This window comes from Sediminispirochaeta smaragdinae DSM 11293, assembly GCF_000143985.1.
Taxonomy (GTDB): domain Bacteria; phylum Spirochaetota; class Spirochaetia; order DSM-16054; family Sediminispirochaetaceae; genus Sediminispirochaeta; species Sediminispirochaeta smaragdinae.
This window is the reverse complement of the sequence record NC_014364.1, coordinates 3,114,158-3,139,622: the sequence shown is the minus strand read 5'-3', so window position 1 is coordinate 3,139,622 and position 25,465 is coordinate 3,114,158. Positions and strand designations below refer to the sequence as shown.

At 49.8% G+C, this 25,465-nt stretch carries 22 protein-coding genes and 1 tRNA gene; 20 read left to right on the top strand and 3 right to left on the bottom strand.

Going from position 1 to position 25,465, the window contains the following annotated elements; all coding sequences use genetic code 11:
- Positions 1-118: 118 nt before the first annotated feature.
- A complete protein-coding gene (gene yqeC, locus SPIRS_RS14835; RefSeq protein WP_013255499.1) occupies positions 119-904 on the bottom strand; it encodes a selenium cofactor biosynthesis protein YqeC in 786 nt (261 codons plus the stop codon).
- Between the two features lie 104 nt (positions 905-1,008).
- Between yqeC and SPIRS_RS14830 the strand changes: the two genes are divergently transcribed.
- The 12 genes from SPIRS_RS14830 (at position 1,009) to SPIRS_RS14775 (ending at position 15,285) form a co-directional block, all read left to right on the top strand.
- Positions 1,009-2,556, top strand: coding sequence for a response regulator (locus SPIRS_RS14830; RefSeq protein ID WP_013255498.1), 1,548 nt, complete (start codon positions 1,009-1,011; stop codon positions 2,554-2,556).
- 54 nt (positions 2,557-2,610) lie between these two features.
- Positions 2,611-3,915, top strand: coding sequence for a glutamate-5-semialdehyde dehydrogenase (locus tag SPIRS_RS14825; protein ID WP_013255497.1), 1,305 nt, complete (start codon positions 2,611-2,613; stop codon positions 3,913-3,915).
- Between the two features lie 9 nt (positions 3,916-3,924).
- The gene (gene proB, locus SPIRS_RS14820) at positions 3,925-5,025 is read left to right on the top strand and encodes a glutamate 5-kinase (protein WP_013255496.1); all 1,101 of its coding nucleotides are present in this window, start codon (positions 3,925-3,927) and stop codon (positions 5,023-5,025) included.
- A gap of 38 nt (positions 5,026-5,063) precedes the next feature.
- Positions 5,064-6,647 (top strand): spiro-SPASM protein, encoded by a 1,584-nt coding sequence (locus SPIRS_RS14815; RefSeq protein WP_245537598.1) that lies wholly within the window; start codon positions 5,064-5,066, stop codon positions 6,645-6,647.
- Positions 6,622-7,581 carry a glycosyltransferase family 2 protein gene (locus tag SPIRS_RS14810; RefSeq protein WP_013255494.1) on the top strand — a complete coding sequence of 320 codons (960 nt, stop codon included), beginning with the start codon at positions 6,622-6,624 and terminating at the stop codon, positions 7,579-7,581. Before SPIRS_RS14815 ends, SPIRS_RS14810 begins: the two co-directional genes overlap by 26 nt.
- Positions 7,578-8,285, top strand: a complete 708-nt coding sequence (locus tag SPIRS_RS14805; RefSeq protein WP_013255493.1) for a cytidylyltransferase domain-containing protein — start codon at positions 7,578-7,580, stop codon at positions 8,283-8,285. The genes SPIRS_RS14810 and SPIRS_RS14805 overlap by 4 nt, the downstream gene beginning before the upstream one ends.
- Positions 8,278-10,134 (top strand): methyltransferase domain-containing protein, encoded by a 1,857-nt coding sequence (locus SPIRS_RS14800; protein ID WP_013255492.1) that lies wholly within the window; start codon positions 8,278-8,280, stop codon positions 10,132-10,134. The genes SPIRS_RS14805 and SPIRS_RS14800 overlap by 8 nt, the downstream gene beginning before the upstream one ends.
- On the top strand, positions 10,118-11,785 hold the full coding sequence (locus tag SPIRS_RS14795) for an ATP-grasp domain-containing protein (RefSeq protein ID WP_013255491.1): 1,668 nt from the start codon (positions 10,118-10,120) through the stop codon (positions 11,783-11,785). Before SPIRS_RS14800 ends, SPIRS_RS14795 begins: the two co-directional genes overlap by 17 nt.
- Positions 11,770-12,777 (top strand): N-acetylmuramoyl-L-alanine amidase family protein, encoded by a 1,008-nt coding sequence (locus SPIRS_RS14790; RefSeq protein WP_013255490.1) that lies wholly within the window; start codon positions 11,770-11,772, stop codon positions 12,775-12,777. Before SPIRS_RS14795 ends, SPIRS_RS14790 begins: the two co-directional genes overlap by 16 nt.
- Before the next feature lie 15 nt (positions 12,778-12,792).
- The gene (locus SPIRS_RS14785; RefSeq protein WP_013255489.1) at positions 12,793-13,287 is read left to right on the top strand and encodes a GerMN domain-containing protein; all 495 of its coding nucleotides are present in this window, start codon (positions 12,793-12,795) and stop codon (positions 13,285-13,287) included.
- Positions 13,288-13,373: 86 nt separating this feature from the next.
- The gene (locus SPIRS_RS14780) at positions 13,374-14,390 is read left to right on the top strand and encodes a flagellar filament outer layer protein FlaA (RefSeq protein ID WP_013255488.1); all 1,017 of its coding nucleotides are present in this window, start codon (positions 13,374-13,376) and stop codon (positions 14,388-14,390) included.
- 397 nt (positions 14,391-14,787) lie between these two features.
- Positions 14,788-15,285 (top strand): hypothetical protein, encoded by a 498-nt coding sequence (locus tag SPIRS_RS14775; protein ID WP_013255487.1) that lies wholly within the window; start codon positions 14,788-14,790, stop codon positions 15,283-15,285.
- Positions 15,286-15,393: 108 nt separating this feature from the next.
- On the opposite strand, the gene SPIRS_RS14770 is transcribed toward SPIRS_RS14775, so the two are convergent.
- Both SPIRS_RS14770 and SPIRS_RS14765 read right to left on the bottom strand, forming a co-directional pair.
- On the bottom strand, positions 15,394-16,275 hold the full coding sequence (locus SPIRS_RS14770; protein WP_013255486.1) for a hypothetical protein: 882 nt from the start codon (positions 16,273-16,275) through the stop codon (positions 15,394-15,396).
- Positions 16,275-17,462 (bottom strand): hypothetical protein, encoded by a 1,188-nt coding sequence (locus SPIRS_RS14765; RefSeq protein ID WP_013255485.1) that lies wholly within the window; start codon positions 17,460-17,462, stop codon positions 16,275-16,277. The genes SPIRS_RS14770 and SPIRS_RS14765 overlap by 1 nt, the downstream gene beginning before the upstream one ends.
- 143 nt (positions 17,463-17,605) lie before the next feature.
- Between SPIRS_RS14765 and SPIRS_RS14760 the strand changes: the two genes are divergently transcribed.
- The 8 genes from SPIRS_RS14760 (at position 17,606) to SPIRS_RS14725 (ending at position 25,456) form a co-directional block, all read left to right on the top strand.
- Positions 17,606-19,975 (top strand): chemotaxis protein CheA, encoded by a 2,370-nt coding sequence (locus SPIRS_RS14760; RefSeq protein ID WP_013255484.1) that lies wholly within the window; start codon positions 17,606-17,608, stop codon positions 19,973-19,975.
- 22 nt (positions 19,976-19,997) lie between these two features.
- A complete protein-coding gene (locus SPIRS_RS14755) occupies positions 19,998-21,335 on the top strand; it encodes a CheR family methyltransferase (RefSeq protein ID WP_013255483.1) in 1,338 nt (445 codons plus the stop codon).
- A 14-nt stretch (positions 21,336-21,349) separates the two neighbouring features.
- A complete protein-coding gene (locus SPIRS_RS14750) occupies positions 21,350-21,814 on the top strand; it encodes a chemotaxis protein CheX (protein WP_013255482.1) in 465 nt (154 codons plus the stop codon).
- 14 nt (positions 21,815-21,828) lie between these two features.
- Positions 21,829-22,263, top strand: coding sequence for a response regulator (locus tag SPIRS_RS14745; protein ID WP_013255481.1), 435 nt, complete (start codon positions 21,829-21,831; stop codon positions 22,261-22,263).
- A gap of 23 nt (positions 22,264-22,286) precedes the next feature.
- Positions 22,287-22,360, top strand: a tRNA-Val gene (locus tag SPIRS_RS14740).
- Positions 22,361-22,444: 84 nt separating this feature from the next.
- Positions 22,445-23,740, top strand: a complete 1,296-nt coding sequence (locus SPIRS_RS14735; RefSeq protein WP_013255480.1) for an HD domain-containing phosphohydrolase — start codon at positions 22,445-22,447, stop codon at positions 23,738-23,740.
- Entirely contained in the window at positions 23,706-24,101 is a 396-nt protein-coding gene (locus SPIRS_RS14730; protein ID WP_013255479.1) for an STAS domain-containing protein, read from the top strand. Before SPIRS_RS14735 ends, SPIRS_RS14730 begins: the two co-directional genes overlap by 35 nt.
- Before the next feature lie 101 nt (positions 24,102-24,202).
- The gene (locus SPIRS_RS14725) at positions 24,203-25,456 is read left to right on the top strand and encodes a methyl-accepting chemotaxis protein (RefSeq protein ID WP_013255478.1); all 1,254 of its coding nucleotides are present in this window, start codon (positions 24,203-24,205) and stop codon (positions 25,454-25,456) included.
- Positions 25,457-25,465: the final 9 nt, after the last annotated feature.

Below are 25,465 nucleotides of genomic sequence, written 5' to 3'. Positions count from 1 at the left end.
TTTCCCGGAAAAATCCTTAGGTTTCCAGGATTACTTGATCTTATGTATCTATACCCTTGTAATTGGCGGTAAGGAAAAAAATTGAGGGGCTTTGACCACCAGGATTCCGGACACTACTTTATTTTCTCAAGCAGTCCATTATCTGTGCCCTTTCGTCCTTCGCCATCATTGATCCCAAGAGAACCTCTATCCCTTTTTCTCCCCCTTCGGAGCGCAGAAAAAGCCTTTCAAGGCTCTCTTTAAGATGGATAGCACGATCTTTATTCAGCACATCCAGCTTGTTAAAAAGGAGAAAACGCCGTGCATGAGGAGGAGCCGACTTAAAAGCGCCCTCGGAATGGGTGGCAAGACGATAGTAGTGTTCCGCCGTAACCGGACATTCCGGGCGGCAGCCCGTAAGAGATGCGAAACATTCCGGACGGTGAACATGGTTTTCATCCATGGGGGCTTCGTAACTGTCGAGCCCGATGACCGCAATGATGTGGGTGGTACAGGCCGGTATCTGCGGCTCCTGGGATCCCGGTGCCTTGAGGGGAAGGCGCTTTGCCCCATCAGCCTCTACAATGATCAGATCGTAATCCCGGCGGAATTCACCGATACGGTCCCGTTCGTATCCCTTGACCTTCCTGAGTTCCGGAAGTTCAGCGTCGGCGGCAAAGGTTATGGATCCGCCCTCGGAAGAGGGTGGGACAACCGTTTCCCCTATGAAACAACGATGGAAACGAGCGGTAGGGTCTATACGCGGATCGAACATTTTGGTGGTGGTAGTGATCAGCACATTCTTTCCCCTGCGTGCTGCAGATTCGGCAAGGCGATAGAGGGTCGTACTCTTTCCTCCTCCTCCGGCGAGGGCGATGACCGGAGGATGGGGAGGGGATGCTTGTTCTATCTTGTCAAACAACATGGTAAAGAGCTCCATAGCGAGATGATCATAACAGATTTTATGCTGCTCTGCTAATCATTCTCTTATCTATTGACCTGGCATACCGCTATGTCTACATTTTAAGAGTGAATAATGATGAAGTTTTACCGCATGTCCTCGTCGTTGATGACGAGGCCATAAATCGCCTCCTCCTTGTTACAGCCCTAAAAAAGCGGGGGTATCTACCGGAAGAGGCGGCCAATGGTAAAGATGCTTTAGAAAAAGTAGAGCAAAAGCCCCCTGATCTTATTCTGCTTGACGTGATGATGCCCGATTTAACCGGGTTTGGTGTCTGCCGCAGCCTTAAAGAACGTAAAGAGACTGCGGATATCCCTGTGATTCTTGTCACGGCCCTTCATAGTCGTGAGGATATCGAGGAGGGGATAAAGGCAGGGGCCGATGAATTCATCTCCAAACCGGTCAACATCAATGAACTAATGGTCCGCGTCAGAACCCTGCTGAAGATACGTGAACTCAATGCCCATGTTGCCTCCAGCGGACTTTTGTCTTCCACCGGTGAGGGAGCCGCTCCGGACTTCTCGGATTCGACGGAATTGAGTTGTGCCGAGGCCGATCATCTTATTGCGAGTGTTATTGAGGCTCATCTGGCTGTCGGCCCCGAGGATTATCACAGGCCGCACGCAGTGTTTGTCTCCCTTAGTGCCGGGAGCTATGAATGCGGGGGAAAGCTGTTTTTTAGAACGGAAGGGGACATCGAGGAAGAAGATATTGATGCCGAACTTGATATAGAGCGGATGCAGTCCCTCGGGGTGTGGCAAGAGGGGATGTTGATGTCGAACTGGCAGGAAACCTCTCCCTCGCCGGAAGCGTATACAAGGTTTTTTCCTGAAAAACTTGTAGAAAAGCTTGGGACGATACGGAATTTTATCCTCTATTATGTTAATGATTCCCAGCGTATTCTCTTTCTGAACTTTCATCGTAGTCTTAAACTGTTTGATCTTACCTGGTACCGTCATCTCGGGTTTTATATTTATTTATTACTGCTTGTCTTTGAAAAGATGGGCAAAAAAGAAGATGAATATCTCAATCTTGTACGTGAGCTGGGAAAGATAACTGAGGTAAAAGAGGGATCGGAAGGGAAGCATAAACGTATTCAAAAAATCTGCGCTTTGCTTTGCAATAGACTCGATTGCTCTTCCGGTTATACAACGACACTCCTTGATGCCGTGCAACTCTACGATGTCAGTAAGCTGATGATAGATCAATCCATACTCAGCAAAGACGGACCTCTCTCGGGTACCGAATGGGCGCTTGTTCGTAAGGCCCCTGTTTTGGCTTCCTGGGTATTTCACGAATTGCCTCGTCTTTCCACGGCGAGAGAGATTGCCGCAAATTTGTACGAGCGGTACGACGGAACAGGATATCCTCTTGGTCGAAAGGGCCGGGAAATTCCTTTTGCGGCGCGATTGGTACGGGTGGCCGATATTTATGAAAGTTTGCGTTCGCGGCGCAGTTTTCGCAGGCCGTTTTCCCACGACGAAGCCATCGCTTTATTGCGCGAGGGTGATGATCGCCTTTCGCCTGATCATTTCGATCCGGAAATTCTCAGGCTCTTTCTCTCGCTGGAAGAAGAGGTTCAGACCATTTACGGCGATATCCCGAAAGCGACCTGAACAAGCAGTGATTGGTTGTTGCCACGCTGGGCTTTTACGGTCTACCATATACCTATGAGTGTCAGAGAAAAAGCCCTAATGGTGAAAGATGCCCAGATTTTGCTTGGGGCGGCAAAAGGATCTGCGAAAAATGATGCGCTTGTCGGCATGAAACAGGCCCTTCGAAAAGGCGCAAAGACAATTTTCGAGGCGAACAGGGCCGATCTCGATGCTGCCACACAAGATAATCTTTCGGCACCTCTTTTGAAACGACTCAAATTCGACGAAACCAAACTCGATCAGGTAATAGCCGGAATCGATGCCTTAATCGGTCTTCCTGACCCTGCCGGAAAGATCCTTGAAGCGAGAAAACTGGACGAGGGGCTCAACCTCTATCGGGTAAGCTGTCCCATCGGGGTCATCGGCATGATTTTCGAGTCAAGGCCGGACGCCCTGGTACAGATTGCATCTCTCGCACTTAAAAGCGGAAACGGATTGCTTCTCAAGGGGGGCAGTGAGGCCCTGCGGACAAACAGAGCTCTCGCTTCTCTTATTGCCGAAGGGAGTGTTGCATCCGGTGCCCCCAAGGGGTGGATGGCCCTTTTGGAAAGTAGAGAGGAGGTGGGAGAACTCCTTGAACTCGACGATCTGGTTGATCTCCTTATTCCCCGGGGATCGAACGACTTTGTACGTCATATTATGAAGAACTCTTCCATTCCAGTTCTCGGACATGCCGATGGTATCTGCCATCTGTATCTTGCCGAGGATGCTGATGAAGTGATGTCTGTTTCCATTGCCGTTGATTCGAAGACCCAGTATATGGCCGTCTGCAACGCTCTTGAGACCCTTCTCGTTGACGAGGCTGCCGCTTCCCGGCTGTTGCCGCCCTTGCAAAAGGCCTTTCAGGCCGCAGGGGTGGAGCTTAGGGGATGTGATACGACCAGAAGCGTTATCGATGTAGCTGCCGCTACCGAAGAGGATTGGCGTACAGAGTATCTGGGGCCGATCCTTTCCATACGGGTCGTGAAGGATATCCATGAGGCTGTCGCTCATATCAACCGCTACGGTTCCGGCCATACCGATGCCATCGTGACGAATGATCCTGCTAAGGCGTCGTTCTTTATGGCCAGGGTCGATTCCGCCGATCTTTTCTGGAATTGTTCCACACGATTTTCCGACGGATATCGCTATGGTCTCGGTGCCGAAGTGGGGATCAGTACGAATAAGATCCATGCCAGGGGGCCTGTGGGGCTTGAAGGTCTTATGATCTATAAGTGGCGTATGATCGGTTCCGGACAGATTGTCGACGATTACGCCTCCGGACGCCGTTCATTTCTCCATCAAGATATCTCCGCCGATCCCTCCGATGCGTTGTTATAGAGGTCGGCTATGAGAGATGCCCTTCGAAAAGCAAATCGGATTGTGGTCAAGATCGGTACAAACCTATTGGCCCGGGACGGAGGGCTTGATGTGGAGGCAATGGGGCGATTCTGTGATCAGGTTGCTTCCCTGCTGCAGGCAGGGAAACAGGTTCTTCTCGTCAGTTCCGGGGCCATCGGGATGGGGGCCATGGAACTGGGTATAGAGAGTAGAGTGACCGAAATTCGGATGCGCCAGGCCTGTGCCGCCATTGGGCAGCCCCTTCTCATGCACCAGTATCGGGAGTGTTTTGCAGATCACGGAGTCACCATTGCCCAGGTGCTTATTACGCGTTATGTGCTGAACAATCGCAGGACCTACCTTAACCTTCAGGCTTCGGTGGAAACCCTGCTTTCTCTTAACGTTGTTCCTATCTTTAATGAGAACGACAGCATTGCCGTTGATGAGATCAACCTTGCCTTTGGTGACAACGACCGTCTCAGCGCCATGGTCGCCAGCAAGATCGATGCCGATCTTCTGATCATCCTTACGGATATTGACGGCCTCTACGATGGGGACCCAAAAAACGACCCTCATGCACGTCGCATCGCCGTTGTTCCCAAGATCACCGATGAGGTGTTCAGCTGGGCTGGAACCCCCGGAAGTACCTTTTCCACCGGCGGCATGAAGACGAAACTCCTCGCCGCAGAGATTGCCGCCTCGGCCGGCTGTTCCATTGTCTTGGCCCATGGTAATGAGAAGAATGTGCTTCCGAGAATTTGTGAAGGGGAGGATATCGGTACCCTTTTTCTTGCGGGCAAACGTCTTTCGGCACGTAACCGTTGGATTCTCAATAGCGCCCCCCGAGGTACCATCTGGATAGACGAGGGGGCGGTTAGTGCGCTCAGGCGTCACAAGAGTCTTTTGCCTCCGGGGATCGTAGGAGTCGAGGGCTTCTTTGATTCGGGCGAGGTGGTTGCCATTAACGATATTGCCAAGGCGGTGACCGCCTTCGATAGCGAGGAGCTTCGGAAATTGATGGGACATCACACCGCCGACATCACCTCCATCATCGGTAGTAAACGGCGGGATGAGGTTTCGCTGCCTGAAGATATTGTCTTTCTTGATTAATGCTACAATCCCCTTTCGGGAGTGTCGATAAACGAGTTATGGATATCTTTGTTGTTCTGAATGCAATTCACATCGACGGTCATGCCTTCGATCCTCTTTTCTCCGACGGTGATACCGCTTTATCGAGGACGGTTCGAAAAGCCTTGTCCCTTGCCCCCGGCGGCAGATGCTTCCTTTTTCTTCCCTCACGCTATGTAGATGTCGCCTCCGGGCATCTACGGGAAAAGGGGCTTGATGCCGTAGTCTTCGTACAGCGGCAGCAGTGGGATACCGATGCCTTTCTCCAGGCCCTGGATGAGGCTGCATCGTCCCTTCCGGCCCCGACAGAGGGATCTCTGCAGCTTTTTTACCATCTCTATGCCGATGCTCCCCTCTTTGATGAAAGCCTTGCCCTGCGCATGCTGCATAATCACGAACATTATTATGCAACCTATAGTTTCGCCGACGGCTATCCCAGGTTCATCGCTCCCGAGATCGTATCGGTTTCGGCGATCGGACAGATACGGGAGCTCTACCGCTCTTCACGTTCCTCCGGCAAGGATGTACCCCTTTCCGATTCCATCCTATTTGATCTTATCCAAAAAGATATCAACGCCTTCGATATCGAGACGGAAATAGCCCCCGACGATCTGCGCCTTCTTCGGGTCGATCTTGCGGCCAGGGGAAAAGAGCGGACCCTGCTTCTCAAGCATATTATCGACGCGGGCGGAGAGGTAGAGCCTATTCCGGAGATTTTGGTCCGACAGCCCGCATTGCTGCGAACCGTACCCGCCTTTATCTATGTTCAGATCCATTCCGCTTGTCCTCAGCGCTGTAGTTGGTGTCCCTATCCGAAGGCACCGTCGAAGGCGATCGATCGCAGCGAATCGATGAGCCCTGAGGCCCTTGCCTCCATCCTCGATCAGGTGCTTGAGCTCAGTGAAGAGGCGGTAATCGGCCTTTCCCTTTGGGGGGAGCCTGCGCTCCATCCCGACATCCAGGCAATGGTTGGGGAGGTAATCTCCCGGCCCGGATTATCGGCCATGATTGAAACCTCAGGGATCGGATGGAACTTGTCCGTGTTGGACGCCATTGCTACTCTTGAGACAGCAACGGAGCGCATCGAATGGGTCGTTTCCCTGGATGCCTTTGAGCTTGAGACCTATCGTCGTTTTCGAGGAGAGGGCATGGAAGAGGCCTTGGCAACGGTGAGGGCTCTCGCCGAGCGCTTTCCCGGTCATGTGAGGGTCCAGGCGGTCAGAACGAAAGAGAATGAGGCCGAGCTTGAGCAATTTTACCGATTTTGGAAGAAGCAGAACGTGGAGGTGATCATTCAGAAATACGACAATTTTGCCGGAGCGCTTGAAGAGCTGAAGGTTACCGATCTTTCTCCTGTGGTTCGTTTCCCCTGTTGGCATCTGAAACGTGACCTTCATATCTTTCTTGACGGTTCGGTGCCGCTCTGCAAGGAGATCATTCCCGGAAGCGAGTCTATACAGCAGGGGACACTGCTTGGCAACGTTTTTGAAGAGCCACTGAAGGACATTTGGAAGCGTGGGGAGGAGCGGTATCTTGCTCATACCCGACAGGAATGGGGATATCCCTGCGAGGGCTGTGATGAGTACTACACATTTAATTTCTGACGATTCGCGTCTTCCCTATACCATCGTCGGGAAGAAACGCGAAGACCGAAAGCTTACCATTCCGCCCCTTTTATCTCTGGTTGTTCTCAATAGGGGAGGGCGTCCCTATCGGAACGATTATTTTCGGGAACTTGAGCGTATAGGGAATTTCGAGATTATCTCTGTGGAGGGGCAAGAACGGTCCTTCGATGTTGAGGCCCTTTCGGCTAGATATCCCCAGGTCTGTTTTCTCTTGCTGCACCAAAGGGTTTCGGCGGGGGAGGCGGTAAATCTCGGTATGAAGGAGGCCCAGGGCCGACTTGTCCTCGTGCTTTGGAATGATATGCTGCCCGGCCCCCTTTCCGAAGGGCTCCTTTCACGAATATTGTCCCAGGAACGGCTTTGTACGGTTCCTCATCTCCAATCACCAAAGCTCGAAACGGTTCCTTCCATTGCCGCGCCTGCCTTTTATCGCAACAGGCTCAAGACGCTTCCCATGGTGCCGAGCGCCGATGCTGTTCCCTCTCTCTTCCCCTTCGATTACTGTGGCCTCTACGAACGGGAACGTTTCCTCCTGCTTGGAGGGTACGATGCCCTGATCTCCAATCCCCACTGGCAGAAAATGGATTTCGGGTTTCGGACCCATATGTGGGGAGAAAAACTGCTTTGTTCCACCTCCTTCCGCGTTCGCTATCTTGGTGACCATGAGGCGGAGGATACCACCCCTGATGCGAGCTATGGCCGCTTTTATCTGAAAAATCTTGCCGTCCGCTTCGATGGGGATGCCGGCGTCTTGCCGGCAGGACGCTTTTTACCCTATGCAGGAAAGCAAGGAGGTTCGATTTTTTCCAGGATCAGGGAATTCCGCGATGCTTCCCATTGGGTCCGGGAAAACCGGTTTCGTTTCTGCCGAGATGCCCGCAGTGTGACGGACCTGTGGGAGACTGCCGAATGAGTAGTACCACAAAGGATGCGGTTCTGCTGCAAGTGCGCCTGGATTCCACGAGGCTCCCGGGAAAGGCCCTCCTTGCTTTGGGCGATTTAACCGTTGTCGAGCATGCCATGCGCTCTCTTCTCTTGGTCCCTGCTGCCGATAGGATTCTTGTTACTGATGCCGATAGTGCTTCCAAGCTCCAGTCTCTTGCCGAAAAGTGGGATTTTGAACTTTTTACAGGGCCCAAAGAGGATGTTCTCAAGCGTTTTGCCCTGGCCATTGAAGGCAGGGGGTTTGACCGTATTCTACGGGCAACCGGGGACAATCCCCTGGTCAGTGCTTCCCTCGCATCACAACTTCTCGAACTCCAGCAGCTCCACAGCTGGGATTATTGCGGCTTTCTTGGCCCACCCCTTGGCACCGGTGTTGAGGTGATGAGGGCGGATGCCTTGCGTTTGGCGGATAAGGAGAGCACCGATCCCTATGAGCGGGAGCATGTCGCTCCCTTCCTGTATCATCGACCCGAACGATTTCTTATTGCCAGACCCCAGGCCCCTGTAGCCCTTTCCCTGCCGGATATGCGAGTGACCCTGGATACCCCGGAAGATTATCGTTATCTCTCCCGTATTTTTCGGGAGTGCTATACCGGAGAGCCCATACCGGTACAACGGCTCATTTCATGGTACCGTGCATCTGAAGAAGAAGGGAGCAACGGGCGTGGGTGATAATCGACGAGAAAGCCCTCCGGTGGTATGTGTTCCCCGTTTTTGCAGGGGAAGCGGTACCGGCCATATTGTCCGCTCCCTTCGTCTGGCAAGGCGTGCCCGTGACGAGGGACGTAGGGTGCTGATTGCCGTCGATGAGGGGCAGCTTGTCAATGCGCGGAAGCTTGCTTTTCTCCATGGGGTTGACCCAAGCTTGCTCTTTTCTTTAGAGGATTTTCCCCGGCATCCAATGCTCTGTGGGGAGGAATCTCCCGCTCCGCTTATCGTTGCCGATCTTCGAGCCTCCTCAGCTAAGGAAGTGGCGTTTCTGGATTCCCTCGGTTATCTTGTGGGAATCGATGAGGGAGGCGACTTCCGTCAAAAGTTTTCCTATCTGATCGATCTTTTGCCGAAGCGTAAACAGGGAGGGAAAGCAAATATCGGTATCCTTCCCTCCGTTGGTGAGGCCGAAACAAAGAGAAGTTCTGATCTCCCGTCCGTTTTGATTTCCTTCGGGGGGGAGGACCCTGAGAATTTGACCCCTCTTATTGTCCGACTCTTGATCGATGGTGCCTATCTCCAGGCTTCACAGATTCAGGTGATTCGCAGAAGCGTTGGTGAACCCTTTGCCTTACCTGCTGGGGTAAAGCAGATTGATCCGGTTCCGGACCCGCTTCCCCTGTTCCGTTCATCCGACCTGCTTATAAGTTCTTTTGGTCTGACTGCCTGGGAGGCGGTCTCCTGCGGTACTGCCGTTCTTTTGCTCAACCCCTCAAGGTATCATCAGCTCCTTTCCAAACAGAGTGGTTTCTCTTCTCTCGGCTGGGTGTCGGGCCGGAAGGGCCGGGACCGCCTTGAAATCCGACTGCGGCACCTGTTTCCTGAACGGCCGCTTACCCGGTTGGAGATCAGTCGGCTTCATGTCCCGAATCCCGGGGACGGATGGAATTGCGACCGCGATGTTGAGTCGTTGATCCTCTCAATGAGGCCCGAAGGAGGCGTCGTCTGCCCCCTGTGCGGTCGTCGCCTTAACAGTGTGGAGAGTTCTGTGGTACATCGGAGTGAGGAAAGGTCGGTACGGCGTTGTGCCTCCTGTGGAGCCATGGCCCTCTTCGATCCCTTTCCTCCTGAAAACCGATACGGTGAAGACTATTTCTTTTCCGAGTACCGGAGCCAATACGGGCGGGATTATCTGGAGGATTTCGACCATATCAAGGCCCTTTCTGTGCAGCGCTTGGAGCATATCGCCGCCGTTATCGGGAAAACTTCCGGCCGCAGACTCCTTGATATCGGCTGTGCCTACGGTCCTTTTCTTGCCGCGGCCCGGGATGCAGGGTTTTTCTGCGAAGGTATCGAGATCACCCCTGGCGCCGTATCATATGTAAAAGAGCGGCTTGATATTCCTGTTTATGCAGGAGCTGTCGATGATATACTTTTTGACGGCCCCCTTGCAGCAACGGCCGCGCACTATGATGTTATTACCCTTTGGTATGTAGTCGAACACCTGCCGAACCTCTTTCAGGTCATTGAAGGGATACAACGTCTGCTTCGTCCCGGGGGGGTATTCGCGTTCTCGACGCCTTCGTTTCGCGGCATGAGTGCCAGACGTAAGCCTGATGCATTTTTTGCTGCGAGTCCTTCGGATCATCTTTCGATCATGGCTCCGGAGCAGGTTTCCAGCTGGCTTTCCCGCCATGGTTTTCGTGTCGACAGGCTTGTTTCCACCGGTATTCACAGCGAGCGTTTTCCTTTCCCGTTTAGCGCTTTTCCTGAAAGCCTTCTCCATTCTCTTGCAGCTCGTTTGCGTCTGGGAGATACCTTTGAACTCTATGCAACAAAACAGGAGCGCTATCATGATAGGCCAGAATAATGAGACTGCTGCGGCAAAAAAACGTATCTTGATTCTTGGAGGCGGCATTATGCAGCTTCCGGCGATTCGGATTGCAAAGGCGAAGAGGTGGTATGTGGCCGTGGCCGATGGATCCGACGAGGCTCCCGGTATTTCCCTCGCCGATCGATTCTTCCATGTCGATTTGAAGGCATGGGAAGCGATGATCGATGCTGCCGAGGTGATGCGGAAGGAGGGGGGCATCGATGGGGTGTTTACCGCCGGTACCGATTTTTCACTCACCGTCGCTCGTGTAGCGGAAAAACTCACGCTTCCCGGTATCTCCGTCAAGGCAGCCATGGCTGCAAGCGATAAGGCGCTTATGCGAAGAACTCTTTCCGATGCGAATGTCCGTGTCCCCCGATTCGTGCAATTGGCCGATGGAGAAAAAGAAATTCCCAAAGAGCTATCGTATCCCCTTGTGGTAAAACCGGTCGACAACATGGGCGCCCGGGGGGTCAGAAGGGTTGATAATGATGAGGAGCTTTCCTCCGCCCTCGATGACGCCTTTCGTTTCAGTCGAAGTGGTTCGGTGATCGTTGAAGAGTTTCTCGATGGACCGGAATTCAGTATCGACGCCTTGGTGGAGAAGGGGCAGGTGCGTTTTTGCGGTATTGCCGATCGTCACATCACCTTTGCTCCCTATTTTGTCGAGATGGGGCATACTATTCCCTCTTCCGCTCCTGCCGACATGATCGAAGAGGTAAAGGGGGAATTCCTTAAGGCAGTAGAGGCCATTGGAATCGATAATGGTGCTGCAAAGGGGGATGTCAAGTTCTGCCGGGGAAAGGCCTGGATCGGGGAGCTTGCCGCACGACTTTCCGGTGGTTTCATGTCTGGCTGGACCTATCCCCTCTCCAGCGGGGTGCAGCCGACCGCCGGTGCCCTGAATATTGCCGTCGGATTACCGGCAAATCTTCCCTCTCCCGTGCGCAATCATACCTGTGCCGAGCGAGGTTTTATCTCGATACCTGGTGTCGTCGCTGCCGTGGAATCTCTGGGTAAGGCCAGGGCCATCAAGCGCGTTAAGGAAATATTTGTTCTTATTGAGCCGGGAAGTGAGGTGAACTTTCCGGTAAACAACGTACAGAAATGCGGAAATGTCCTGGCGTCCTCGGACCGTCGTGATCAGGCTGTTTCCTCTGCTCAAGATGGAGCAGGTCGGGTCTTTGTACGGCTTGTTCCCGGTGAAAAACGGACCGGGGTTTTTCTGTTTGGAAAAAAAGAGGCCTGGATCCCCGATGCATATTCTCTTTCCTGTGAGGAAAATTGTGCTGAACTTTCACGTCTTGAGCCGATCTACGGTGTTGGCAAAAGGCCTTCCGCGCCTCTCTCGGACTCAATTGCCCTTGCCTCTCTGCCGATACTCAGAAGCGAGGCTGCCGTAGATTGGCACGGCCTCGGCTTGAGGGAAGGCTTTGATCGTCTTCTTGCTCTCACCGGAGTATCTGCCATGGATCTCCAAAAGTGGAGGATGTCCGGACAAGATGGCCTTCTCCTCGGATCGCTTTTCTGGAGGGCTTTTCTGCGGGGAGGCATTCAGGGAGGGGTATGGATCATCGACACGGTCCGCTCTTGGAGAGAGCGGGATATCGACTATAGGCGGGAGTTACAAATTTGGGAAAACGCATAGCCGCAGCCGCACTGCTGTTCTTTCTGTGTGCTCTGATTCCCGCAGCTGGGCAGCAGGCTTTGAAGCCGGAAATAGAGAATCTTGGTCTGAGTTTTAGATGGGACCCCTATCTTGGGATAGGGGTTTTAGAGCGGGGTGGTCATTCTTTACGCTTTGGCCTCGACGGAAGCTATTATCTTCTGGATGGGAATGAGATCGGCAGCGGTTCCGTCACCAGAAACAAAGAAGGGTCTCTTGTTGCTGATCAGCCTTTTATCACCGCACTAAGAGAGCATTTTCCCGTTTCCGATGTCAGTGCCGTCTCCGTAACAACCATCATTATCGATCCAGGTCACGGCGGTAAAGATCCCGGGGCCGTTGGTCGCCATACGATAGATGGAAAGCCTTATGTAATCAAAGAAAAGGACATCGTCCTTGAGGTTGCCAAAGAGCTCTATTCCATGCTTTCGAAGAACTATCCGGAAAAACGGATCATGCTGACTCGAAATGACGATGTCTATCCCACCCTTGAAGAACGGACCGAGATAGCCAATTCGGTGGAGTTGGGGGAAAACGAGGCGATGGTCTTTATCTCGATTCATGCCAACGCTTCCTTCAATAGCAAGGCTTCCGGTTTTGAGGTGTGGTACCTGCCTCCGGATTACCGGAGAGAATTAATCGATCCCGAAAGTATTGATCCGAATGCCAGAGAGGTCGCTCCCATTCTCAACACCATGCTTGAAGAGGAATATACCGTTGAAAGTATCCTTCTCGCCCGTAGTGTTTCGGCTGGGATGGAACAAATGATCGGCGATAAAAGCGAAAACCGCGGTCTGAAAGAGGAATCGTGGTTTGTTGTACGTAATGCGAAGATGCCTTCGGTGCTTATCGAGTTGGGCTTTGTCACGAATCCCGAAGAGGCGCGCTCTCTTGGAGACGCCGGCTACTTGAAGAAACTGACCCAGGGCATCTATAATGGCGTCGTTGGATTTATTAATCGCTTCGGCGAATGAGGCGGAGTTCTATTTGTGGTTAAACACGTAGCGAAACAGTATCGAATCCCGGCAATCGTTCCTTGGATGTCGTTGCTCTTACTGACCCTTTTCCTTCTTTCTCTGACGCTTTTTTTGGTTCGGGGAAGAGAGATCAGGAGAAAAGTGTTCTTCTTTCCCCAGTATAAAGCGAGCATGGTTGCCGGTGAGAGCAGAAACCTTCCCGTGAGGGATGACCTCGAGGGAAATATCGAGCTTTTGGTAGATGAGATTCTTCTGGGACCAATTGAGGTGACCAACGAACGCCTTTTCGCGGAGGGAACGAAACTTCGGACGGTCATGGTAAGAGATAAGACCGCTTATATCGATTTGAGTATCGAGGCGGTGCTGGATACGAAAAATAGCGAGTTAAGCTTTCAGGAAGCTCTCGGTGTACTCCGGAAGACCGTCACGTTCAATTATCCCTCTGTTGAAAAGATCATCATCACTATTGACGGTGAAACGCCAAGACTCTCGCCTTCGAAGGGGTGAAAAACCAGAAAAATCGTTGACAAACCTAAACCGTTCCGTATAATTTTAGTTGGAAACGGTAACTTGTTTATAAAAAGGAGCACTGGATGAAACGATTCGGAATTCTTCTCGGCATCATGCTTTTGGCAGTGAGTTTCTCACTTTATGCGGAAGAATCGGTTCTCATCGATTTTTCTACTTTGACAGCCGATCTTGAAGATGGCAACAATGAAGCAACAATAGTTGATTTTTCCGGTAAAGCGGGTGTCGGTTATACCGATGAGGAAAAGCAGTTGATGAAGACTTCTCTTGCTATTGAGAATTGGGATGTCGATCTGGCCTCTTCTTCCCAGACTGTAACGAACGAAAAGCTTTCCTATACAAAGGAAGCCCCAGTCAGTGAGCAGGCAAGCAAGTTTGCCGGTGAAACAGTAATGGGTGTTCGTATTCATTTTCCAGAAGAGCCGTTCAACTCGTATGCGGTTATTAAACCCCCCTTTGAGATTCCCGGTTACATGCGGAAAACTCAGCTTCAGGCCGACGGAACCTTGGTCGAGGATGAGACAGATCGTGAGGGAAGCAAGTTCGACAGCTATGGTGTCGTAAAGAACGTCGGAGCCATCAAAAGCATTGCCGTAGATGTGTACGGAAGCAACTTTCCCAATGGTCTCGGTATTATTCTTAAGGATGAGAAGGGTGAAGAGAGGACGATGTTCCTTGATTACATGGATTTTAATGGTTGGCGGACCCTCGGTTGGGTAAACCCCAATTATATCTCCGATGTGAGGAACAGAGAACTTCACAAATACCCACTTTATCCTAGAACGACTCCCATGCGCAGGCTTGTCGGGTTTATCGTCTATAAGGATGCGGCCCAGGAAGGCGGTGATATCATTACCTATATCAAAGATGCGAAGGTTACTTATGACTTGGCAGTCATTCCGGGTACCGGAGATATCGATAATGAAGCCTTGTGGGGTATTCTTGATTCGAGAGAATCCTCAAGAAGGACCGCTGAATGGCGGCGTCTTGGAGAGATCCAGGTGCTGAGAGCCCTTGAGGCACGGAAGATTCATCAGGATTCCAGTGAGTCTGCAGCTCCTGCTGCTACAACAAATCCGTAAGTAGCGGGTCGTATAGAGAAGAAGAGAAGCTTGTGTTTTGACATCCTTTTCTGTAGGATTGTTAGATTAGCTTTTGTAAAGCGGTATAACCGAATCGTTATACCGCTTTTTTGTTTTACTCTGAATGAATAATGAGTTAATTATTTTTTGCATAATAAATTGTATTAATTGCTAAAAATACACTAAACATGGTGTTTAGCGTTCAGCCGATTATCTCATGATAAGCTCCTGCTACGGAAAAAATTGCTTCAAACGAATTTCCTTTTGCCTCTTGGCTATCCGTGCGTTTGTAAAATGAGGATAGAAGCCTCATAAATCCCTCTTTTTACGGGCATTGTTTGAAGTATTTCACGGTATTATCGATGCTTAAAGAAGGATAGGAAGAGGTAGCATCAGTATGAAGAAATTATTATGTATCGCCTTAATAGTTCTTCTTGCATCTCCCATTTTCTCACAATGGTTAGGATTCGAGTTCCAGTTTGAGACAGGAATGGCAAATGGAAAATTCGGCGAGATAGAAACCGACCAGGACCGTGAGTATCTATCTCTCTATAATTTTGAGGTGACATATATAGAGCTTAGCCCATACTTTTGGTTTTTTGAACGTTTCTATGTCGGGGGAGCAATGACGGTCCAAATGCTACTGAACAAAGGCTTATTTTCAGATAACTCGATTTATGACTTTTTTCTAAACTATAATCCTACATTTATCAACTACAATTTTGAAATGGGATATTCCTATCGTTTTGTTACGTTCTTTTATTCCCATGATTGCTCCCACCCACAGGATGTGTACTCTTATAACCACCGAGTGACTGCACTGTGGGGAGAAGGCGGTGTAGATCGTTTTGGAATACGATTTAGGGGCAGTATCGGGAAGACTGGAAGCAGATAAACCAGGAATGTTGATACTACCGCTTATGATTTGATGAATGTTCTTGCTGCATCGCTAAGTGATCTTTAGGGATCTTGAAAATACTTATTGGTCTTGTACTTCTGTACTTCAAAAACTCCAGGTTGCTCCAAGGGCGGCACGAAAAAGATACGCCTCGGGAAGCCCATCGGGAAGGGTGAGTTCTTCATCTTCTTCACTTCCGAAAGAATAGACGCTGCTTTCAAGCTCCGCAAGAAGGGTGAGCGCGTCGGTTGCCCGAAACGTAAACTTTGTACCGAGGACAATGCTGTTCAGGACGTTTTCCGTACTGCTTGATGCCGATGTATCGGCGTAATTTCTGGTTAGCTGCTGATAGGCAAAGTTTAGTAAAACGCCATAGGGTACGTTTTTCTGGAAGATATCAACCTTGAAGGAGTATTCTGTAAACGAGTCGGTAATTTCGAGGGTGGAACTTTTGCGGAGGGCAAATTCCTTTGTGATAAGGTTGAGGGAACAAATCGCATTTGGAATATAATAGCCCAGAGAAATTGCGCTGTATTCCTGAGAATAGTCACCGTCTTCCGAAAATCGTGCGCCAATGGTGCTGTCCGATCGGAGAGATGCGTACAAAATTCCCGGAAGCTGAGCCTTCACTTCGGTAGAGATCCCCGGTTGCAGGATCTTTCCCGTCGTATTAAACGTTCCGAAAAAGGGTCCGACACCAAGGCTTATATAGTCCTGATCGTATTGAAATCTGGTAATGGTTGTGTATCTGAGGACGGGATCATAGACGAGGCCGGCATCCAGGGACAATGCATCGTTAATCTTTTGCGTTGCATACAAGGAGGCCCCGTAGAAAAACGAACTGCCGGAGATTGAGCTCTGGGTTGTTTTTGCCGACTTGTCGAAGGAAAGATTTCCCGAATGCAATAATCCCGTCAGCTCAAGGGCCTGAAGGGAAAGGGTGATCGATACCAGAAGTATAAGGGTGATACTAAATCGTCGAAACATCAGAAAGCCGCCTTGATATAGATGATTCCTTCCACAAGAGTCTCGAGATGAAAGGGCAAAAGGTTTACATCACAAGCAAAATTCCAGGAAATTCCCGGAGATCCAAGCGAGATGTAGGGAGAGGTAACGATTTCAAATTGGTCCTCATCGGTCGATTGATAGTCTGTATTTACGATGAAGCTTGTCTCCAGGCCACCGGAAATTGTCGATTGTAAGGGATCTCCAAAGAGGAAATTGATATGAATGTCGGCCGATTCACCCTCGGTTGTTTCGCTCTGGAGGTAGTAATTAGGCTGCCAGAAAAGCGTAAGAATGACGGTAAGCGGGTCAATATGGATTCTCGGCTCGAAAAGGAAATAAAAATCTCCGATCTCAAAGGCCTCACCTGCTGTCCATTTCGGAATACCGATCTCAGCCAGAAACTCTCCGGTCGTACCGGGATTATAGTAGAAGAGGAAACCCGCTCGATATATGCCGGCGCTTTTCTGTGGAAAGCTTGTTCCGAGAAAGGTTTCGAATTTGATGGTTTCCAGATTGAAGGCGGTCCAGGCGTCTGCAGAATAGATACCCGTTCCAAGATAACCATCCTGGTAAAAGTAGAAATCGGTTTGATTTCGGTCCGTTCCCCAAGAGCTTCCTATACGAAGTCCCGTTCCGTTGACAGTGTGAATCCCGTCAAAGCCGCTTTCAAAGTATCTGTTTCCCTTATAGCGGGTTGTAATATCGGCGCTTCCGAATCGCGTCATGAAAACATCCCCGGAAGCGAAGCTGTCCGATTCCCCGACAAAAAAGGTTAGATCGTTATTACTGCTGCCGAACAGTTCCCGGTAGGTCAGTTCTGCACCCTGGAACCGAAGATAGGTATTGTTATCGAGGTAGTTCGCCAGGCCGTCTACATCTTCTTGTGGCGTTGCCGTTTCGTCAACGACATCGGATGCATCCTGATCAAGGTATCCGAGATCTTCGGAGAAGAAACCCAGCGAAAGACTTCCCCCAAACTTATACCCCCCCGAAATAGCTATTTTCGTCTCCGCCGTTGTTACCAGATCAACCCGATTTGTATCCTTATTCCAGTTTCCTGTGGTAAGTAAATCAAGTTTAGGCACCGTCAGATCGGCCGCATAAAGGGAAATGGCGGGAATCAGAAGAATACACAGCGTGAAAATCCTGGGGCGGATGATTCTCATGAAAATACTCCTCTTCTACCTGTCTCTTCTTTAGTAGTGTATATCACAGAAAATAAAAAAGAAAGGTTAATCTCTCCACTATTACGTATCGTCCGAAATTGTCACTTGACTTAAACCTTGTTCTATATAAACATTAATGCAAGATGAGCGACTACTTAGATCCAAATAACGAAGAACTCCTGAAAGATTTCTTTATGGAAGCAAATCTTCAGGTTGATACCCTCGAACAGAACATCCTTGTTTTGGAGAATGATCCGGGAAATCGTGATTCGGTTGATGAGATATTCAGGGCGGCACATACGCTCAAGGGTGGATCAGCAACCGTTCAGATGACCGAGCTCGCCGAATTTACCCATGTTGTGGAAGATGTTCTCGATGGTATCAGAAGTGATGAGGTAAGCGTCGATACCGGAGTGGTGGATACGCTTCTCGAATCAATCGATATCATAAAGGCAATGCTCGCGGCGAGAGCTGATAGTTCGGTCTATGATGAGCCGGTGGATGATATCAAGGAGCATCTGGAGTCTCTCCTCCCCGGAAATGGCGGTAAGGCTCCTGCAAAAAAGAAGGCTGCGCCTCCTCCGAAGGCCGAAGTGCAGTCTGCTAAGGCGGACTCCGCCAGTGAAGGGCTTTCCGAGTATGATATCCTGGAATTACAGGAAGCTGCGGAGCTGCAGGAAAATGTGTATGAGATCGTCGTTCATTTTAACCCCGATCATCCGATGAATACCGTCGGGGGGGTGCAGATTTTCGCTGCATTGAAAGGTCTCGGTACCGTTCTTAAGACCATCCCCGAATTTGAAGAGTTGTATGAGGATGAGTTTTATCCCGAGGTGCGATACTATCTTGCGACCGAAGAATCGCGGGATGCTGTTTTGAAACATACCGAGGTTGCCGATGTTGTCGTCGATTCTCAGGTGATTCCGCTTGAGGAGCTTACTTCCACCCTTTCGCAACAGAAAGTGGAGGAACATCTTCTTTCGCCGTCAGATGCCGATAAGGGGCCTGAGAAAGAACCTGAGGTCGATGCAGGCGAGGGAGAAGACCTTCAGCCTGAAAAGAGTGAAGAGAAAGAGGCCGAGCCTCGCTCGAAGAAGCGTGAACAAGAGATACGGAAGCAATCTACCGGTTCCGTTCTTCGTGTGGATTCCCGGCGGATCGATAATTTGTTGAATCTTGTCAGTGAGGCGGTTATTACCAAGGCCACCTTTAATCAGATCAGCGTGCAGTTTGGGGAGGCTCAACTTTCCCTCTCCACTATTGAAAAACAGTACCGCGAAACCCTAAAAGAACTTTTTGATTCTTTGCCGGACTACCTGGAGGAGATTCAATCGGGTACGGCGGTAAAACAGATCAAAGCGGAGCTTCTCGACCGTTTCGGTCATCTTTATTCCCTTCTTGATCCGCTGGAAGGCTCTTTGAAGGGCAGTGTAGCCAAATTCAGGAGTACGGCCCAGAACCTTTCCCGTACGACCAGTGAGCTCCAGGAAGGGGTCATGCAGATCCGGATGGTTCCCATCAGCCAGATCTTTAACCGCTTTCCGCGGCTGGTTCGGGATGTTTCCCGTGAGCTTTCGAAAAAGGTCAAGCTCGAGATCGAGGGAGAAGATACGGAGCTTGACAAGTCGGTAATCGAGGACCTTCTTGATCCTCTTATCCACTGTGTCCGCAATTCTGTGGATCATGGAGTGGAAACCCCGGAAGAGAGGGAGCGTGCGGGGAAAGAGAAAGAGGGGCTTGTTAGGCTCAAGGCAAGTAATGAAGGAAATATGATCATCATCGAGATCATCGATGATGGTAAGGGGATTGATGTCGACGCCGTTCGAGGCAAGGCCATTGAACGGGGGTTGATCCACCCGAATAAGAAGCTTTCCGATATTGAGGCTTTCAACTTGATTTTCGAGCCTGGTTTCTCTACGGCAAAGAAGGTAACCAATATCTCCGGCCGCGGTGTGGGCCTTGATGTGGTGCGGAAGCAGATCGAAAAGTTGAACGGAAACGTCAGTGTCTGGTCCGAGCACGGCAAGGGGAGTAAAATTACCATTAAAATCCCGCTGACCCTTGCCATTATTCAGGGACTTTTGATCCGTGTCGGCAGCGAAGTCTACGCCATACCTATTACATCGGTTATCGATAGTCACCGCATCAAACCCAAAGAGATTCGTATGATTGATAATTACGAGGTCTTTAATGTCCGGGATGATGTGGTAAGTCTTATCCGCCTTAACCGCCTTTTCGGTATCCCCACACGAGAGGATCAGGACCATCATTTTGTGGTTATCGTGGGAACCGGAGATAAAAAGATGGGGTTAGTGGTTGATTCGCTGATCGGAGAAGAGGATGTGGTTATCAAACCGCTTCGTGATAAATATACCAACGCCCCGGGTATTGCCGGTGCTACCATTCTGGGAGACGGAACCGTCGCCCTGATTATTGATGTTAGCCAGTTGCTTGATCTCGGAATGCGTCAGGAGCTTGAGAACCGTCGCCGAAGGTCTGCTACCATCGGATGAGTGAAAAAAGAGGGGAGTTGGGATGAGTACCATTCGACAAAATATTAAAGAGGAAGAGGCCTCGCGCATCGAGAATATTGACTTTAAGATGGTCACATTTTCTCTTGCCGGTAAAGAATACGGTATCGATATCATGAAGGTGAAGGAGATTTCGAAAGCAAACCGTTTCACCTTCGTACCTAACTCGGCATCTTATGTCCGCGGTGTCTACAATCTTCGTGGTGATATTATTTCGGTAATAGACTTGCGGGTTATGTTTAATCTGCCAGCTCCGAAGGTTGCCGAGGGGGTTATGGAGGATATGATTATCCTTCGTTTGGACGAGATGTTGATTGGCGTTATTGTCGATTCCATCGACAAGGTCGTGGGTATCAACTCGGAGACTATACAGCCTCCGCACCCCATTTTCGGTGATATCAATATCAAGTTCATCAAGGGAGTCGTTGAAAACGATGATCGACTCTATCTCATTCTTGATGTCGAAAGGATCCTTGGACAAAAAGGGGAAGCTCCTTCTCGCGGGCCTCGACCGCTTGCCGCCGTTGCGCCGGTGGAAGAAGAGGCCTATTCGGAAGATAAAAATCTTGATGCCGAGCCTGTGGCTTCCGAAGCAAAAGTCGATTTCTCTTTTGTTGTTGAAACCTTGAATACATTTCGTCATTTTGTTGTTTCACCCCTTAATATTGCCTGGACCGAACACCGTTTTGAGCAGTGGAAACAAGAAAGAGGGGAAGCGGTTGAGGCAGTACAGCTTCAGAATGTGGAAGATGCGGATGCTTTTCTTTTGCCTTTCTATTCCGATGCTTCAGGCCATTTCTTCCCTGCATCGCTTAAAGACGCATATGCTGCCCTTTTTCGTAGCTTGAAAACCGATCGTGGGCAGATCGCGGTCTGGAATCCAGGTTGTGGGAGAGGCTATGAAACCTATTCGCTTGCTGCGATTCTCAAAGAGGTGTTTACCGATAAAGCCGTGAAGATTTGGGCCCATGACAAGGATCTCCTGTCGATATCGACGGCTCCGAATTTAGTTTTCCAAAAAGAACATGTACCCAGCTACCTGCTTCCCTATGTTGTGGAGGGCAAAAATGGTCTCAGCTTTGGACCGGAATTGAAGGATCTTATTCTTTTTGAATACCATGATATTTTGCATGGTAATCCGTTTCCTGAGGTCGATTTGATCGTTGCTCGTGACCTTGGTTCTTTTTTTAGCAGACAGGATCAGGACAAATTAATACGAATTTTCACGGAAAAGATAAGAACAGGCGGATTACTTGTTCTTGGTAAAAATGAGGTAATATCAGATCCCGGATGGGAAACTGTTGAGCAGGCCGGGCTGACTGCTTACCGCAAAAAAAGATAGAAAAGGAGCAGCCGATGAGAGTCGAGTATATTAATCCCTTTGTCGAGTCCGCTTTCAATGTATTGAAAGAGGTCGTAGGGTCTAATGTTGAGAGAGGAGAGCTTTTCCTTAAATCCAGTTCCCAACCGGTACTTGGTGTTGCAGCTATAGTCGGGCTTGCCGGAGATGTGGAAGGCCGGGTTCTTTTCGATATGACAAAAGACACGGCTTTGGGAGTCGCTTCCGCAATGAATGGGGAATCGCTTACTTCCCTTGATGAGCTTGTGAAAGCCACAATTACCGAATTGGCCAACATGATAACGGCTCAGGCGGTAACAAAACTTCATGAACTCGGTTTTAAGTTTGATTTGACGCCGCCTGCTCTTATTACGGGAGAAAATATGGAAGTGACCGATACCGAGGTTGAAGCCCTTATTGTTCCCGTTCAGCTTGAGCAGGGAAAGATTGAGATTAATGTTGCGATCCGTGAACGAGCATAGGAGGATGCGGTCCAATGAAAACAAAAATGGATTTTCCCAGCATAAATGAACGCAAACCTGATGGACTAAAGCCCGATGGAACCCCCTACCGTGTATTAATTGTCGATGATTCGATGTTTGTCAGTAAACAAATTTCGCAGATTCTTACCTCGGAAGGGTTTGAGATTGCAGGAACAGCCTCCGACGGAGAAGAGGGGCTCGAAAAATATAAAGAGCTTTATCCGAATATCGATCTTGTCACCATGGATATTACCATGCCGAAGATGGATGGGGTTACCTCTTTAGAAAAGATCATTGAGTTCGACAAAGAAGCACGGGTTATTATGATTAGTGCTCTTGGTAAGCAGGATCTTGTAAAGAAGGCGCTCATGCTTGGTGCCAAGAACTATATTGTGAAACCCCTTGATCGGGCAAAAGTTCTTGAAAGGGTATTGATGAGCCTCCAGTAATATGGTATATTCCTGCCAGCCGAGGGCGGCTAGCTCAGTTGGTTAGAGCGCATGCTCGACACGCATGAGGTCACAGGTTCAACTCCTGTGTCGCCCATTTTTGTTATCCCACCGTGGTTCGGTGGGATTTTTTTTCTCTTTTCTTTCTTGTTGCTCTCGTGTAGACTTGAGAGAGGTCATTATGGAAGAACGCTTTACCATTATTGCGGTAGATGATGAAGAAAATATTCTTAAGGCTCTGAAACGCCTTTTTCGCAACCTCTCCATGGTGGAATGCATAACCACGACCGATCCCTACGAGGCTGAAGAGATTTTAAAAAAACAACCTATCGATCTCATTATCTGTGACGAGCGTATGCCCAAGGTCTCCGGTCATGCTTTTCTTGCTTTTGTAAAGGAACGCTATCCATTTACGGTCAGGATTATTATTACCGGCTACTCAGATCCGGAGGTGCTCACTTCGGCAATAAATAGGGGAGAGGTATACCGATTTATCCAGAAACCCTGGGACGATGAGGAGCTACTCGTTATTGTGCGCAGGGCTCTTGAACACGGGAAGCTTTTGCGTGACCATAATCGCCTGGAAGAAGAACTCAAGAAAAAAAATCATGAACTTGAACAGATGAACAACAAACTTGAGGCCTTGGTCCAACGGCGGACTTCCGAACTCCAGAAAACACTTGAACTCCTAAAAGACTCCAGGGACCGGGCAGTAGGAGGCTTTCGAAAGTCTGCAAATCTTTTGAGCAGCATGATCCACCTGTTTCAGCGGGATATTGGCAACCATGCCCGTCGTGTGGCTCTTTTATGCGAGCAAATGATCCCTTTAATGAAACTCCAGGGGGAGGATGTCCGCAATTTGATGATGGCTGCCTATTTTCATGAGATCGGCAAGGTAGGGCGGCAGGATACCGGAGATGAGCCGGTGGCTCAGGAACATTATGCCGAGATCGGGGAGAACCTGATTTCACAAGGCATGGGGATGAAGGATATCGGGACGATCATCCGCCACCATCGCGAACATTTCGACGGATCGGGGCGGCCCGACGGCCTTGCAGGCGAGGCCATCCCTTTGTCGTCAAGAATCCTTAAGGTTTTGGCCGAATATGACTGGATGATACACAGGGACGGGAAGAGTGTGCAGGACGCTCTTGCCTTCTTACTCCAACATAGTGAACAACTATACGATCCATTGGTGGTCACACGTTTTCACCAATTGCTTAGGGAGAGTGGTGAAACAAACAGTTCCAGTGTCCCACTGAAAGATCTGAAGCCGGGAATGGAGTTGATGAGTGATATCTTTCTTAAAGACGGTGTCCTTTTTCTTCCCGGCAAGACTGTGATAACGGCGGAAATCCTTGAGCGCATAGATCGGTTTCGCGACCTGATAGAGGAGCGTAAAGGATATTACATTAGACCCGAACATGAAGGAAGCGACACAGATGCAGGAGAACAAAAAAAACCTGGAAATAATTGATCGTGAGTTTACCTCTTCTCAAAATCGAGCGGTTCTTGAATCTTCAGTAAGCGAGATTCGACCTCAGGCGGTTGTCGCTCGCGTTTCAGGGGCGCTGGACGGAGAGAATTCCACCCTTTTTCTAGGGGCGGCAAAGAAACTTATCGATGTATGCCTTGAAGAAGAGCGTGGAGAATTGGTTATTGATCTGCACAGACTTACCTATGCATCTTCTGCCGGGATCGGCATCATGATGTCCATTTTGACAATGGCACGGGCGTCAGGTGTGGTGCTTCTCCTTGCAAATCCCACCGAAAAGGTTAGCTCAGTTATGCACCTCCTCGGGTTTGAGTCATTCTTTTCCATCATTTCCCTCGAATAGAAAAAGCCTTCCTCTTGCTTGCAATTGCAACCTTAGTAGTCAATAATAAGTATACGATGTCAGGCAACGGTGCATGTAAAAATCATAGATTCGGCGCTTGTATGCGACTCCTCCTCGGGATAGTTGTCCTTACTCTTGTGCCGCTTTTTGTGGATAGCTTCTGGGCCCCCTATCTCCCGGTGCTCGGTTCTGCTCTTGCAGTTTTTCTGGTGTTCGTCGGAGAACGAAAAAAGGCGGATGCCAAATTTTTGCCAAGTGATGAAACGGAGGGCGAAGCAGAGGCTGCCATTACCGTCGAGACCGATGAAGAACTCCTTGCTGAAGAGCCCGTATATGAAGAGCACGAGAATGAAGAGCTTGAAGGGCGGCTGCTTGATCTTGAGGAGCAATTACGTGCGTATAAAGCCGTTCTTTCGGAATTTGTCACTGCCGTTCCCATGGAAAAACGTCTTGCCGATGTCATCGTTGAAATGACCGAGACCTCAACCCTCGAGCTTACCGAACAGATATATGCGCTGGCTGAAAAAAGCAACCTTCTCGGAAAACAGATTCGTGAGCAATTGGAGAGCCTCACCTTTGGTGAATCCAGTTTGATGGAAGAAATTCGAACGCTGAGAAACAGCGTATCGGAAACAAAACTTGTTGTCGAACGTTTTCAGGAAATACAGAACCGACAGCAATCCGATATGGATGTCGTCTCTTCCGCGGTGGAATCGGTAGGAGGATATATAGCGACCATATCGGAATTGGCCGAACAAACGGGAATCCTCGCCATAAATGCATCAATCGAAGCGGCCCGGGCCGGGGGGGTCGGTAAAGGGTTTGCTGTTATTGCAGGAGAAGTCCACAAGCTGGCGGATGCTTCTCGGAACGTTGCTCAATCGATCGGATCAACCTTGGAGCTTGCCGATGAAAAGGTTAGAGAATCCTTCGGACAGCAGCGTGAACGGATAGAAGGGGCCATTGTCCGCCTTGAGCGAGGGCAGCGGGAACAAGAACGCAGGGCTGATATTCTTTCTCCCCATATTGAACGGCTGAGGAAAGGAGTTGAAGCAACTACTTCGACAAGTAGCTCGGTACAGGAGGGCTTGGATCGAATTTCCGCCAGTCTGCAGAGCCAGGATAGTGTACGGCAGATTCTCGAGCATATGATTGAATTCCTTCAGGAGCTTCGCCATGATTCTCCCGTGGGGATCGAAGATGCCGATTCATCGATGCAAAAAGCGCTGGAAGGTCGTCTTTCAAAACGCTTTACCACAAGAGCCGAGTGGAACGCCTTTGGGCTGCATCTCGATGAATCGTTTCAGGATAGTGAAAAAAAGGAAGAGGAAGGGGATATTACTCTCTTTTCTTGAGGGAAGGAT

Bases quoted from the DNA above. Each gene is read 5' to 3' on its own strand.
- yqeC (WP_013255499.1), bottom strand. From the start codon at position 904: ATGTTGTTTGACAAGATAGAACAAGCATCCCCTCCCCATCCTCCGGTC.
- SPIRS_RS14825 (WP_013255497.1), top strand. From the start codon at position 2,611: ATGAGTGTCAGAGAAAAAGCCCTAATGGTGAAAGATGCCCAGATTTTG.
- proB (WP_013255496.1), top strand. From the start codon at position 3,925: ATGAGAGATGCCCTTCGAAAAGCAAATCGGATTGTGGTCAAGATCGGT.
- SPIRS_RS14815 (WP_245537598.1), top strand. From the start codon at position 5,064: ATGGATATCTTTGTTGTTCTGAATGCAATTCACATCGACGGTCATGCC.
- SPIRS_RS14810 (WP_013255494.1), top strand. From the start codon at position 6,622: ATGAGTACTACACATTTAATTTCTGACGATTCGCGTCTTCCCTATACC.
- SPIRS_RS14805 (WP_013255493.1), top strand. From the start codon at position 7,578: ATGAGTAGTACCACAAAGGATGCGGTTCTGCTGCAAGTGCGCCTGGAT.
- SPIRS_RS14795 (WP_013255491.1), top strand. From the start codon at position 10,118: ATGATAGGCCAGAATAATGAGACTGCTGCGGCAAAAAAACGTATCTTG.
- SPIRS_RS14780 (WP_013255488.1), top strand. From the start codon at position 13,374: ATGAAACGATTCGGAATTCTTCTCGGCATCATGCTTTTGGCAGTGAGT.
- SPIRS_RS14775 (WP_013255487.1), top strand. From the start codon at position 14,788: ATGAAGAAATTATTATGTATCGCCTTAATAGTTCTTCTTGCATCTCCC.
- SPIRS_RS14770 (WP_013255486.1), bottom strand. From the start codon at position 16,275: ATGTTTCGACGATTTAGTATCACCCTTATACTTCTGGTATCGATCACC.
- SPIRS_RS14765 (WP_013255485.1), bottom strand. From the start codon at position 17,462: ATGAGAATCATCCGCCCCAGGATTTTCACGCTGTGTATTCTTCTGATT.
- SPIRS_RS14760 (WP_013255484.1), top strand. From the start codon at position 17,606: ATGAGCGACTACTTAGATCCAAATAACGAAGAACTCCTGAAAGATTTC.
- SPIRS_RS14755 (WP_013255483.1), top strand. From the start codon at position 19,998: ATGAGTACCATTCGACAAAATATTAAAGAGGAAGAGGCCTCGCGCATC.
- SPIRS_RS14750 (WP_013255482.1), top strand. From the start codon at position 21,350: ATGAGAGTCGAGTATATTAATCCCTTTGTCGAGTCCGCTTTCAATGTA.
- SPIRS_RS14745 (WP_013255481.1), top strand. From the start codon at position 21,829: ATGAAAACAAAAATGGATTTTCCCAGCATAAATGAACGCAAACCTGAT.
- SPIRS_RS14735 (WP_013255480.1), top strand. From the start codon at position 22,445: ATGGAAGAACGCTTTACCATTATTGCGGTAGATGATGAAGAAAATATT.
- SPIRS_RS14730 (WP_013255479.1), top strand. From the start codon at position 23,706: ATGCAGGAGAACAAAAAAAACCTGGAAATAATTGATCGTGAGTTTACC.
- SPIRS_RS14725 (WP_013255478.1), top strand. From the start codon at position 24,203: ATGCGACTCCTCCTCGGGATAGTTGTCCTTACTCTTGTGCCGCTTTTT.